9 protein-coding genes are annotated in these 12,287 nt (G+C 73.5%); 5 read left to right on the forward strand and 4 right to left on the reverse strand.

The genetic code is table 11. The features are described 5' to 3' along the window. Positions 1–9 precede the first annotated feature (9 nt). Positions 10–699, reverse strand: a complete 690-nt coding sequence (locus ACGFZP_RS34750; protein WP_392940563.1) for a response regulator — start codon at positions 697–699, stop codon at positions 10–12. Next, positions 699–2,414 (reverse strand): ATP-binding protein, encoded by a 1,716-nt coding sequence (locus ACGFZP_RS34755; RefSeq protein ID WP_392940565.1) that lies wholly within the window; start codon positions 2,412–2,414, stop codon positions 699–701. Before ACGFZP_RS34755 ends, ACGFZP_RS34750 begins: the two co-directional genes overlap by 1 nt. Before the next feature lie 366 nt (positions 2,415–2,780). Here ACGFZP_RS34755 and ACGFZP_RS34760 point away from each other — a divergent pair, with 366 nt between their 5' ends. Genes ACGFZP_RS34760 through ACGFZP_RS34770 form a run of 3 tightly spaced genes read left to right on the forward strand, consistent with a single transcriptional unit; the run spans position 2,781 to position 5,563 of the window. Further along, a complete protein-coding gene (locus ACGFZP_RS34760) occupies positions 2,781–3,590 on the forward strand; it encodes an ABC transporter ATP-binding protein (RefSeq protein WP_392940567.1) in 810 nt (269 codons plus the stop codon). Further along, positions 3,580–4,449 carry an ABC transporter permease gene (locus tag ACGFZP_RS34765; RefSeq protein ID WP_392940569.1) on the forward strand — a complete coding sequence of 290 codons (870 nt, stop codon included), beginning with the start codon at positions 3,580–3,582 and terminating at the stop codon, positions 4,447–4,449. Before ACGFZP_RS34760 ends, ACGFZP_RS34765 begins: the two co-directional genes overlap by 11 nt. 34 nt (positions 4,450–4,483) lie before the next feature. Beyond that, the gene (locus ACGFZP_RS34770) at positions 4,484–5,563 is read left to right on the forward strand and encodes an ABC transporter substrate-binding protein (protein ID WP_392940571.1); all 1,080 of its coding nucleotides are present in this window, start codon (positions 4,484–4,486) and stop codon (positions 5,561–5,563) included. A gap of 76 nt (positions 5,564–5,639) precedes the next feature. Here ACGFZP_RS34770 and ACGFZP_RS34775 read toward each other — a convergent pair whose 3' ends face one another. Beyond that, entirely contained in the window at positions 5,640–6,542 is a 903-nt protein-coding gene (locus ACGFZP_RS34775; RefSeq protein ID WP_392940573.1) for a sucrase ferredoxin, read from the reverse strand. Positions 6,543–6,699: 157 nt separating this feature from the next. Further along, positions 6,700–9,150, reverse strand: a complete 2,451-nt coding sequence (locus ACGFZP_RS34780; RefSeq protein ID WP_392940575.1) for a DNA topoisomerase (ATP-hydrolyzing) subunit A — start codon at positions 9,148–9,150, stop codon at positions 6,700–6,702. A gap of 228 nt (positions 9,151–9,378) precedes the next feature. On the opposite strand from ACGFZP_RS34780, the gene ACGFZP_RS34785 reads away from it, so the two are divergent. Next, the gene (locus tag ACGFZP_RS34785) at positions 9,379–10,722 is read left to right on the forward strand and encodes a M16 family metallopeptidase (RefSeq protein WP_392940577.1); all 1,344 of its coding nucleotides are present in this window, start codon (positions 9,379–9,381) and stop codon (positions 10,720–10,722) included. 20 nt (positions 10,723–10,742) lie between these two features. After that, a complete protein-coding gene (locus ACGFZP_RS34790) occupies positions 10,743–12,110 on the forward strand; it encodes a M16 family metallopeptidase (RefSeq protein WP_392940632.1) in 1,368 nt (455 codons plus the stop codon). Positions 12,111–12,287: the final 177 nt, after the last annotated feature.

A 12,287-nucleotide genomic window follows, 5' to 3' on the forward strand; every position in this document is an offset into this window, starting at 1 on the left:
CGGGGTTCGTCACGTCCGGGCGGCCAGGCCGTAGCGGTGCTCGGGCCGACCGGTGTCGCCGTAGCGCAGGGTCAGCCGCAGCCGGCTGTCGCGCTCCAGCTGCTTGAGGTAGCGCTGCGCGGTGGAGCGGCTCAGCCCCGCGGCGTCCGCGACCTCCTGGGCGGAGAGCGGCCGTCCGGCCCGCCGCAGCACCCCGAGGACCAGGTCGGTGGTGGGGGCCGAGTGACCCTTGGGCAGCGTGGGGGCGGGAGCGGCGGCGCTGCGCAGGGTGGCGAACAGCCGGTCCACCTCGTCCTGGCCCGCCTCCCGCGCGGCCGGCCCGGCCAGGGCGTGCCGCAGCTGCGCGTACGCGACCAGCTTGTCGCGCAGCCCGGCGAAGGTGAACGGCTTGACCAGGTACTGCAGCGCGCCGTGCTGCATGGCGGCGTGCACCGTGGAGACGTCCCGGGCGGCCGTCACCATCATCACGTCGCAGGCCACCTGCCGGTCCCGCAGCCGGCGCACCAGGGCGAGGCCGGTCTCGTCGGGCAGGTGGTGGTCGAGCAGCAGCAGGTCCACCGGACGGCGCTCCAGCGCGGCCAACGCCTCGCCCGCCGAGTGCGCGGTGCCGACCACCCGGAAGCCGGGCACCTTGGCCACGTACGCGGCGTGCACATCGGCGACCCGGAAGTCGTCGTCCACCACGAGTACGTCGATCATCACGCCTCCACGAGCGGTGCGGTGCGGCCGGCGGCCGAGGTCCGGTCAGGCGGGGTCCGGTCAGGCGGGGTCTGCGCGGGCGGGGTCTGCACGCACGGGGTCCGGTTGTGCAGGGCCTCGGGCAGCTCGACGGTGAACCGGGCGCCGCCGAGCGGGCCGCCGTCCAGCACGATCCGGCCACCGGCCCGTTCGACCAGCCGCCGCACCATCGCCAGCCCGAGCCCGCGCGGGCGGTGCGCGGGTGCCTCCTTGCTCGTCCACCCCTCCTCGAAGACCCGCTCGCGCAGCCGCTCGGGCACCCCGGGACCGCTGTCCGAGACCTGCACCAGCAGGGTGGAACCGGCCGCCGCCAGGGTCACCTCAAGCCGCCCGCCGCCACCCGGCGCCAGCGCGTCCACCGCGTTGTCGATCAGGTTGCCCAGCACGGTGACCAGCGCCCGGGCGTCCACCACCGCGTCCGGCAGATGGGCGGCCGGGGCGACCAGCAGCCGCACGCCGCGCTCGCCCGCCACCGCCGTCTTGCCGGCCAGCAGCGCGGCCACGTGCGGGTCCTGCACCTGCTCGGCGATCCGCGCCGCGACCGCCGCGTGCGAACCGGACTGCTCCGAGATGAACGCCACCGCCTGCTCGTACCGGCCCAGCTCCAGCAGGCCCAGCAGGGTGTGCATCCGGTTGGCGTGCTCGTGGTCCTGCGCCCGCAGCGCCTCGGTGAGGCTGCGGGTGGTGTCCAGCTCCCGGACCAGCGACTCCAACTCCGTCCGGTCGCGCAGCGTCACCACCGCGCCGCCCTCGGCCGTCGCCATCCGGTTCACCACCAGGACCCGGTCGTCCCGGACGGCCGGCAGGTCGGCGCCGGCGATCCGCCCGGTCAGCACGTCGGCCAGCCGGCCCGGCGGCAGCACGGCGTCGATCGGCCGCCCGGTGCAGTCCCCGGGCAGGGCGAGCAGCCGCACCGCCTCGTCGTTGGCCAGCCGGATCCAGCCGCGCTCGTCCAACGCCACCATGCCCTCGCGGATGCCGTGCAGCATCGCCTCCCGCTCCACCAGCAGCGCCGAGATGTCGGCCAGCGCGATGTTGTGGGTGCGCCGCTTGAGCCGCCGGGCCAGCACCAGGGTGGCGGCGGTGCCCGACGCCAGACCCGCGCCCGCGCAGAGCAGGATCCCGGTGAGCATCTTCAGCAGCCGCCGCCGGATGGAGTCGTCGCTGATGCCGACCGACACCTCGCCGACGACCCGCCCGTCCGCCGCCCGCAGCGGCACCTTGCCGCGTGCGGTGCGGCCCAGGGTGCCCTGCTGGATCGCGGTGACGCTGCGCCCGCTGAGGGCCGGCTCCGGGTCGGTGCTGACCCGGTGGCCGATCCGGTCCGGGTCGGTGTGCGAGAGCCGGATCCCGGCCAGGTCGGTGATCACGACGAAGCTGGCGCCGGTGGCCAGCCGGATCTGCTCGGCGTTGCGCTGCGCGGTGGCGGAGTCGCGGACCTCGGCGGCGCGGGCGATCACCTCGTCGCCGGCGGTGGCCTGGGCGATCGACAGGGCGCGCTGCATCGCGTCGTGGTCGAGCTCGGAGCTGACCGGCGCCAGGAACAGCCCGGCGGTGACGGCGGTGACGCCGACCGTGACGACGGTCTGGCCGAGCAGCAGCTGGGCGAAGACCCGGCGGGGCCAGTGCGGGCGGCGGGGCCAGTGCGGGCGGCGGGGCCAGTGCGGGCGCTTCATCCGGGCCTCCTCTCGGCGGCTGGGTGGACGGGGGGCGGAGGGGCGGGCTGCGGGCGGCTCGGGCAGGGGCGGTGGCCGGGCAGGCGGGAGCCGCGGGCGGCTCGGGCGGTCGGCTGGCACACCCTACGTTTCCGGGGTGGGTCTGTCAGCTGCGTCCCCGCTGTTGTAGCGGAAGCAAAACGAGCAGAACAGCCCTCAACGCGGAGAACCCGCAGTACGCCGACAAGCCTCCCGCCGGGTGCCCGGCCGCTCCTAGCCTCCCGGGGCAAGCACAGACCCGGGAGGTCCAATGAGCGAGCGAAGCGCGCGAACCACGAAGCGGGGCGCGTTGCGCGAGGCACACGTCGAGCGAAGCGGGGCGTGGGCATGAGCACAACCCCGGCGATCGAGTTGACCGGCGCGACCAAGCGGTTCCGCACCCCCTCCGGGGCGCTGCACACCGCCGTCCGCGATCTCGACCTGACCGTCGCCCAGGGCGAGTTCGTGGCCGTCGTCGGCCCGACCGGCTGCGGCAAGTCCACCACGCTGACCCTGGTCAGCGGTCTGGAGGAGCCCACCGAGGGCGACGTCCGGGTGTACGGCGAGCCGGTGGACGGGATCAACGACAAGGTCGGGTTCGTCTTCCAGCAGGACGCCGTCTTCCCCTGGCGGACCGTCCTGTCGAACGTGATGGCCGGCCCGCGCTTCCGCGGGGTCCCCGCCGCCGAGGCCAGGGAACGGGCCCGTGACTGGCTGGCCCGGGTCGGCCTGGGCGCCTTCGAGGACCGCTACCCGCACCAGCTGTCCGGCGGTATGCGCAAGCGGGTCGCGCTCGCCCAGACCTTCGTCAACGACCCCGGCATCCTGCTGATGGACGAGCCGTTCTCGGCGCTGGACGTGCAGACCCGCGCCCTGATGTCCGACCAGCTGCTGGAGCTGTGGGCCGGCACCGGCTCCTCGGTCGTCTTCGTCACCCACGACCTGGACGAAGCGATCGCCCTCGCCGACCGGGTCGTGGTGATGACGGCCGGACCGGCCACCGTCAAGGAGGTCTTCACCGTCGACCTGCCGCGCCCGCGCACCGTGGAGGCCGTCCGGCTGGAGCCGAGGTTCATCGAGCTGTACCGCGAGATCTGGGCGTCGCTCGGCGAAGAGGTCCGCATCACCCGGGAGAGAGGAGCGGGTCGTGCCGCTTGAGACCGCAGTGGCCGGCACACAGCCGGCGGCCGTCCCCGCCAGCAGGACGGCGGCCCGCGAACGGGCGGCCCGCAACCGGAGGCTGGGGGTCTACGCGGCCCGGGTCGCGGTGCTCGCGGCCTTCCTCGGCCTCTGGGAGGTCTGCGCCCGCACCGAGGTCATCGACCCGTTCAACTTCTCCCAGCCGTCGAGGATCTGGGCGCAGATCTGGCAGTGGATCACCCATGGCACGGCCCAGGGCTCGCTCGGCGAACAGATCGGCTACACCCTCTACGAGGCCCTCACCGGCTGGGTCATCGGCGTCACCGGCGGTGTGCTGCTCGGCATCGCGCTCGGCCGGATCCGCTTCCTGGCCGAGGTGTTCGGGCCCTACATCAAGGTGCTGAACGCCATCCCGCGGATCGTGCTGGCCCCGATCTTCCTGATCTGGTTCGGCCTGGGACCGGCCTCCAAGGTGGCCTCGGCCGTGGTGCTGGTGTTCTTCCCGGTGTTCTTCAACGCCTTCCAGGGCGCCCGCGAGGTGGACCGCAACCTCGTCGCCAACGCCCGCATCCTGGGCGCCAACAGCCGCAAGGTCACCCTGCAGGTGGTCATCCCCGCCGCCACCACCTGGATCTTCACCAGCCTGCACGTCAGCTTCGGCTTCGCGCTGATCGGCGCCATCGTCGGCGAGTACATCGGTGCGACCAAGGGCCTCGGCCTGCTCGTCGCCGCCGCCCAGGGCACCTTCAACGCGGCCGGCGTGTACGCCGCGATGACCATCCTCGCCGTGGTCGCGCTGTTCACCGAAGGGCTGCTGACCTTCGCCGAGAAGAAGCTGTTCCGCTGGAAGCCCGCCGAATCCGGCGACGGCCGCTGACCCCCACCGCACTTCGAGAGAGGCACTCCCACCCATGCGCCCGAACCCGATCGGCAGATCCGCCGCAGCCGCCCTCGCCGCCGTCCTGCTGTTCCCGCTCGCCGGCTGCGCCAACGACGCCGCCTCGACCTCCCACAACGGCGCCGCCCCGGCCGGGCGGAAGGTCGACGGCCCCAAGGTCAAGATCATGGTCGGCGGCCTGGACAAGGTCATCTACCTGCCCGCCATGCTCACCCAGCGCCTCGGGTACTTCGCCGACGCCGGCGTCAACGTCGAGCTGATGAGCGAGCCGGCCGGCGTCAACGCCACCACCGCGCTGCTCGCCGGGGACGTCCAGGGCGCCGTCGGCTTCTACGACCACACCATCGACCTCCAGGCCAAGGGCAAGAACGTGGAGTCCGTGGTCCAGTTCTCCCAGGCCCCGGGCGAGGTCGAGATCGTCTCCGCCAAGCAGGCCGACGCCATCCGGTCCGGCGCGGACTTCAAGGGCCGCAAGCTCGGCGTCACCAGCGTCGGCTCCTCGACCGACTTCCTCACCAAGTACCTGGCCGTCAAGAACGGCACGGCGGTCAGCGAGTTCAGCCCGATCGCGGTCGGCGCCGGCCAGACCTTCATCGCCGCCCTCCAACAGGGCAGCATCGACGCCGGCATGACGACGGATCCGACGGTCGCCACCATCCTGGACAAGGGCCTCGGCAGGATCCTCTACGACATGCGCACCCCCGAGGGCTCCCGCGAGGCGCTCGGCGGGCTCTACCCGTCCTCCTCGCTCTACATGAACACCGAGTGGGTGGGGAAGAACAAGGACACCACCCAGCGGCTCGCCGACGCGTTCGTGCGGACGCTCACGTGGATGTCCACCCACAGCCCGCAGGAGATCGCCGCCGCGATGCCCGCCGACTACGCGCAGGGCGGTGCCGAGCAGTACGCGGCGGCGATCAAGGCCACCCTGCCGATGTTCACCACCGACGGCGTGATGCCCGCCGACGGCCCGAGGACCGTCCTCGCCGTGCTCGCCGCCTTCCACCCGGACGTCCGGGGCAAGGAGGGCTCGATCGACCTCGCCCGCACCTACACCACCGAGTTCGTCGCCAAGGCCGCGGCCAAGGGCTGAACCCGTGCGACGGTCCCGTGCCAGGGGCCGAACCCGTGCCGACGGTCCCGCGCCCACCCCCACGGGCGCGGGGCCGTCACAGTGCGCGCAGCGCCGCCACGTCCATCCGCGAGGGGGTGGCCGCCGCCTTGCCGCAGCTCTCCGGGCGCGGCGGCTCGCTCGCCGCCTCGACGACCTCCGCCTCCCAGGCCCGGCCGTCGCGGTGCCGGACGGTCACCAGCCAGCGGCCCCCGCCCGCGGGCTCCTGCACCAGCGTCAGCGCGTCCACCCCGGTCTCCCCGGTGGCCAGCCGCACCGCGTGCTCCGCGGCCTGCCCCGGGCGCTCCCAGCCCGAGCAGCCCCGCGACCACTCCGGCACGACGTGCCCGGACGCCGTCGCCGCCAGCACCTCCTTGGCGCTCTCCGGCGTCAGCCGCCCGTACGCGTAGCCGTACGGCAGCACCAGCATGGTGGGGGAGAAGCGGTGCCCGCCCAGGTGCGTCACCTCCCACACCTCGCTGTGCCCGGCCGCCGCCAGCTCGGCCGCCAGCGGCCGGCCCAGCAGTGCGCAGCAGCGGTCCCGGCGCCCGTTGGTGCACACCAGGGCCACCGGCCCGCCGACGTGCTCCGCACCGAAGCCGCCGTGCTCCCCGCCGCCCAGCGCGCCGAAGTCCAGGCCCAGCAGCTCCGCAGGGTCCGCCACCGACCCCCGCCGCACCCAGCCCCGCCCCGGCACCGTGTGCGCCACGATCACCTCGTGCCGGGCCGTCTCCAGACAGTCCGCGTGCCGCCCGGGCCGACGGATCAGCGCGACCCGCACCCCGGTACCGGCGGCCGCCGCCTCCAGCGCACGGCCGACCGCCGCGTCCAGATGGCTCTGGGTCGCCGCCTTCGCGCCCCACGGCCCGTTCTGCTCCACCAACAGCCAGGTGGCGGCCGTCGCAGCCGTGGCGGCCAGCGGCTCGGACAGTTCACGCGACGCGGTCGCACAGGTGCTCACGCAGGCAAGGCTACCCTTCGCGCCCCACCCGGCCACCTGGGTCCTGTCCGGCCCCGGCGCGGCCCGCCACCGGCGGCGGAGAAGACGCGGCCCGCCACCGGCGGCGGAAAAGCAGCGGAGGGGCACCGGATCCGGTACCCCTCCGCCTGGCCGACCGCTACGCCGGGCCGGCCACCACCGTGATCGCGGCCGTCACCGGAGTGCCCGAACCGTCACGGCGCGGGTCGCGCTCCGGGAGGTCGACCGGGACGCCCTTGTCCGCGGCCGCGCGGGCCGGCGCAGCGCCGGCCCAGGCGAACGCCAGGGCGTCCTCACCGCGCAGGAAGCGCTGGCAGCGCACCCCGCCGGTGGCACGGCCCTTGCGCGGATACTGCTCGAACGGCGTGACCTTCCAACTGCTCTGGGCCTCACCGGTCAGCGTGCCCGAGGCACCCGCCACCGAGACCACCACCGCGTCGACCGCCGGATCCACCGCGGTGAAGGACAGCACCCGCGCGCCGTCCGTCAGCTTGATGCCCGCCATACCGCCCGCCGGGCGGCCCTGCGGCCGGACCGTGCCGGCGGGGAAGCGCAGCAGCTGAGCGTCCGAGCTGATGAAGACCAGGTCCTCCTCGCCGGTGCGCAGTTCGACCGCGCCGACCAGCTCGTCACCCTCCTTGAGGGCGATCACCTCGAACTCGTCCTTGTTCGCCGGCCACTCCGGCACCACCCGCTTCACCACGCCCTGCACCGTGCCCAGCGCCAGACCCGGCGAGGACTCGTCCAGCGTGGTCAGCGCCAGCGCCCGCTCACCGGCCTCCAGGCGCAGGAACTCGCCCACCGCGGCCCCGCCCGCCAGCGTCGGCGACGGCGTCGGCGGCAGCGCCGGCAGGTCGATCACCGCCAGCCGCAGCACCCGGCCGGCCGAGGTCACCACACCCACGTCGGCGCGGGCCGTGGCCGGCACCGCCGAGACGATCACATCGTGCTTCGACCGCTTCTCCGACAGCTCGAACGGTTCGCCGTCCGCCGTCCGCGCCAACAGGCCGGTCGACGACAGCAGCACCCGGCACGGATCGTCCGCGACCTCCAGCGGCACCGACAGCGAGGCCGACGGCACCGCACCCGCCTCCAGCAGCACCGTCCGCCGCTCGGTGCCGAACTGCTTCGCCACCGCGCCCAGCTCGGTCGACACCACGTTGCGCAGCCGGGTGTCCGACTCCAGGATCTCCGTCAGCTCGGCGATCTCGGAGTTGAGCTTCGCCTGCTCCTCCTCCAGCTCCACCCGGTCGAACCGGGTCAGCCGGCGCAGCGGGGTGTCCAGGATGTACGCCGTCTGCGTCTCGGACAGCGAGAAGCGCTCGATCAGGCGCTCCTTCGCCTGCGCCGCGTTGTCGCTCGACCGGATGATCGCGATGACCTCGTCGATGTCGACCAGCGCCACCAGCAGGCCCTCGACCAGGTGCAGCCGCTCCTGGCGCTTGCGCCGCCGGAAGTCGCTGCGCCGGCGGACCACCTCGAAGCGGTGGTCGACGTAGACCTCCAGCAGTTCCTTCAGACCCAGCGTCAGCGGCTGACCGTCCACCAGCGCCACGTTGTTGATGCCGAAGGTCTCCTCCATCGGCGTCAACTTGTACAGCTGCTCCAGCAGCGCCTCCGGCACGAAGCCGTTCTTCACCTCGATCACCAGCCGCAGCCCGTGCTCGCGGTCGGTGAGGTCCTTGACGTCCGCGATGCCCTGCAGGCGCTTCGCGTTGACCAGGTCCTTGATCTTCGAGATCACCTTCTCCGGGCCGACGTTGTACGGCAGCTCGGTGACCACGATGCCCTTGCGGCGGGCCGTCACGTTCTCGACCGACGTCGTCGCCCGGATCTTGAAGGTGCCGCGACCGGACTCGTACGCGTCCCGGATCCCCGACAGGCCGACGATCCGGCCGCCCGTCGGCAGGTCCGGCCCGGGCACGAACCGCATCAGCGTGTCCAGGTCCGCGTTCGGGTGCTTGATCAGGTGCCGTGCGGCCGCCACGACCTCGGACAGGTTGTGCGGCGGCATGTTGGTCGCCATGCCGACCGCGATGCCCGTCGCGCCGTTCACCAGCAGGTTGGGGAACGCGGCCGGCAGCGCCTGCGGCTCCTGCTCGCTGCCGTCGTAGTTCGGCCCGAAGTCGACGGTGTCCTCGTGGATCGACTCCACCATCGCCATCGCCGCGGCCGTCAGCCGCGACTCGGTGTAGCGCATCGCGGCCGGCGGGTCGTCGTTGCCCAGCGAACCGAAGTTCCCGTGCCCGTCGATCAGCGGCAGCCGCATCGAGAAGGGCTGCGCCATCCGGACGACCGAGTCGTAGATCGACGCGTCACCGTGCGGGTGGAGCCGACCCATCACCTCGCCCACCAGGCGGGCGCACTTCACGTGCCCGCGCTCCGGTCGCAGGCCCATCTCGTTGGCCTGGTACAGGATTCGCCGGTGCACCGGCTTGAGGCCGTCCCGCGCGTCGGGCAGCGCACGCGAGTAGATGACCGAGTAGGCGTACTCCAGGAAGGAGCCCTGCATCTCGTCCACGACGTCGACGTCGAGGATCCGCTCCTCGAAATCTCCGGGCGGCGGGGTCTGCGAACTGCGGCGGGCCATCGCGGCGGGGCTCCCTTACGTCTCGCTTGCGTCTCACTTGCGTCTGCCGTCCATCAGGGCTCAGCGCCCCCATTGTGGACCCTCGCGCCGACACACCCCGCCAGCGCCCCTCTTCCGCCCCTGGCGAACGCCCCGTCCGCGCGGACACATCCACGCCCTCCGCGCGTTGCACCACAATGGGGACGCCACACGAATCCCCGACATCGACGACGGGAAGGACCCGAGCGCATGGCCAACCCGGCCCCCGCCTCCACCCGAGGCATCGCCATCACCGAGCACCGCCTGGCCAACGGCCTGCGCGTCGTCCTCTCCGAGGACCACCTCACCCCGGTCGCAGCCGTCTGCCTCTGGTACGACGTGGGCTCGCGCCACGAGGTCAAGGGCCGCACCGGGCTGGCCCACCTCTTCGAGCACCTGATGTTCCAGGGCTCCGCGAACGTCTCCAACAACGGGCACTTCGAGCTCGTCCAGGGCGCCGGCGGCTCGCTCAACGGCACCACCAGCTTCGAGCGCACCAACTACTTCGAGACCATGCCCGCCCACCAGCTGGAGCTCGCCCTCTGGCTGGAGGCCGACCGGATGGGCTCGCTGCTCGCCGCGCTCGACGACACCTCGATGGAGAACCAGCGCGACGTCGTCAAGAACGAGCGCCGCCAGCGCTACGACAACGTCCCGTACGGCACCGCGTTCGAGAAGCTCACCGCGCTCTCCTTCCCCGACGGCCACCCGTACCACCACACCCCGATCGGCTCCATGGCCGACCTGGACGCCGCCACGCTGGAGGACGCCCGCGCGTTCTTCCGCACGTACTACGCGCCCAACAACGCCGTCATCTCCGTCGTCGGCGACATCGACCCCGAGCAGACCATCGCCTGGGTCGAGAAGTACTTCGGGTCGATCCCCTCGCACGACGGCAAGCAGCCCCCGCGCGACGGCACCCTCCCCGACAGCATCGGCCGCGAGATCCGGGAGAACATCCGCGAGGAGGTCCCCTCCCGCGCCCTGATGGCCGCCTACCGCCTCCCGCACGACGGCACCCGCGAGGCCGACGCCGCCGACCTCGCCCTCACCATCCTCGGCAGCGGCGAGTCCAGCCGGCTCTACAACCGCCTGGTCCGGCGCGACCGCACCGCCGTCGCCGCCGGCTTCGGCCTGCTGCGGCTGGCCGGCGCCCCCAGCCTCGGCTGGCTCGACGTCAAGACCTCCGGCGACGCCACCATCGAGCAGATCGACACGGCCGTCGACGAGGAGCTCGCCCGCTTCGCCGCCGACGGCCCCACCGCCGCCGAACTCGAGCGCGCCCAGGCCCAGATCGAGCGCGAGTGGCTCGACCGGCTCACCACCGTGGCCGGCCGCGCCGACGAACTCTGCCGCTACGCCGTCCTGTTCGGCGACCCCAAGCTGCTCAACGAGGCGCTCCCCAAGGTGCTCGACATCACCGCCGAGGAGGTCCAGGCCGTCGCCAAGGCCCGGCTGCACCCCGAGAACCGGGCCGTCCTCGTCTACGAGCCCACCACCGCCGACGACGAGACCGCCGCCACCGACACCGAAGAGGAGGGCGCTGCCGCATGAGCACCGACTACGTCCCCGCCATGACGTTCCACCCCCAGCCCCAGCCCGGCACCCCCAGCCCGTGGGCCTTCCCGGCCCCCGAGCGCGCCGCCCTCGGCAACGGCATCACCGTCCTGCACTGCCACCGCCCCGGCCAGCAGCTGGTCGCCGTCGACGTCCTCGTCGACGCCCCGCTCGCCGCCGAGCCGGAGGGCCTCGACGGCATCGCGGGCATCCTCGCCCGGGCCCTCAACGAGGGCACCGACACCCTCACCGCCGAGGAGTTCGCCGCCGAGCTGGAGCGCGCCGGCGCCACCCTGGACGCGCACGCCGACCACCCCTGCATCCGGGTCTCCCTGGAGGTCCCCGCCTCCCGGCTGCAGCGCGGCCTCAGCCTGCTCGCCGACGCCCTGCGCGCCCCCGCCCTGCCCGAGGACGAGATCGAGCGCCTGGTCGCCAACCGCCTCGACGAGATCGTCCACGAGCAGGCCAACCCCGCCCGGCGCGCCGCCAAGGCCCTCTACGCCGAGCTCTTCGACGGCGCCGACCGGCTCTCCCGCCCCCGCGGCGGCACCGCCGAGTCGGTCAAGTCCATCGACCGGGCGGCCGTCCAGGCCTTCTACGACGCCCACGTCCGGCCCGCCACCACCACCGTCGTCGTGGTCGGCGACCTCACCGGGGTCGAGCTGCCGGCACTGCTGGAGTCCACCCTCGGCGCCTGGACGGCCGACACCGCCGCCCCCAGCGTCCACGCCCCCGTCACCGCCGACGACACCGGCCGCGTCGTGATCGTGGACCGCCCCGGCTCGGTGCAGACCCAGCTGCTCATCGGCCGGATCGGCCCGGACCGGCACGACCCCGACTGGGCCGCGCAGATCCTCGGCACCTACTGCCTGGGCGGCACCCTGACCTCCCGCCTGGACCGCGTCCTGCGTGAGGAGAAGGGCTACACCTACGGCGTGCGGGCCTTCGCCCAGCCGCTGCGCTCGGCCGCCGACGGCACCGGCCGCGCGCTGATCGCGATCAGCGGCTCGGTGGACACCGCCTCCACCGCGCCGGCGCTCGGCGACACCTGGACGATCCTGCGCACCCTCGCGGCCGAGGGCCTCACCGACGCCGAGCGCGACGAGGCCGTGCAGTTCCTGGTCGGCGTCGCCCCGCTGAAGTACGAGACCGCGGGCTCGGTGGCCGGCACCCTGGCCGACCAGGTCGAGCAGCACCTGCCGGACGACTACCAGGCCGAGGTCTACCGGCGGCTCGCCGAGCTCCCGACGGCCGCCGCGACCGAGGCCGTCGTCGCGGCGTTCCCGCCGGACCGCCTGGTCACCGTCCTCGTCGGCGACGCCGCCGAGATCGCCGACCCGGTGCGCAAGCTCGGCATCGGCGAGGTCACCGTCATCAGCGCCTGAACCCGCTGCGGGCCGGGGCCCGGTGGAGCACTGTGCTCCGCCGGGCCCCTCGCTTTGGACCGCCGTCCCGACCGCGGTTAATTCCCTTGCGGGCCCTCGGCGCCGCGTGGGTAGATATCCCCCGGCAGCCGGTACACACACGGAGAGGAGGCGGTCACCATGCGGGTCGAGCCGACC

This window comes from Kitasatospora sp. NPDC048239, from assembly GCF_043202015.1.
Taxonomy (GTDB): domain Bacteria; phylum Actinomycetota; class Actinomycetes; order Streptomycetales; family Streptomycetaceae; genus Kitasatospora.

Coding starts and splice junctions, on each gene's coding strand:
- ACGFZP_RS34755 (WP_392940565.1), bottom strand. CDS start 2,414: ATGAAGCGCCCGCACTGGCCCCGCCGCCCGCACTGGCCCCGCCGCCCG.
- ACGFZP_RS34770 (WP_392940571.1), top strand. CDS start 4,484: ATGCGCCCGAACCCGATCGGCAGATCCGCCGCAGCCGCCCTCGCCGCC.
- ACGFZP_RS34760 (WP_392940567.1), top strand. CDS start 2,781: ATGAGCACAACCCCGGCGATCGAGTTGACCGGCGCGACCAAGCGGTTC.
- ACGFZP_RS34790 (WP_392940632.1), top strand. CDS start 10,743: ATGACGTTCCACCCCCAGCCCCAGCCCGGCACCCCCAGCCCGTGGGCC.
- ACGFZP_RS34785 (WP_392940577.1), top strand. CDS start 9,379: ATGGCCAACCCGGCCCCCGCCTCCACCCGAGGCATCGCCATCACCGAG.
- ACGFZP_RS34750 (WP_392940563.1), bottom strand. CDS start 699: ATGATCGACGTACTCGTGGTGGACGACGACTTCCGGGTCGCCGATGTG.
- ACGFZP_RS34780 (WP_392940575.1), bottom strand. CDS start 9,150: ATGGCCCGCCGCAGTTCGCAGACCCCGCCGCCCGGAGATTTCGAGGAG.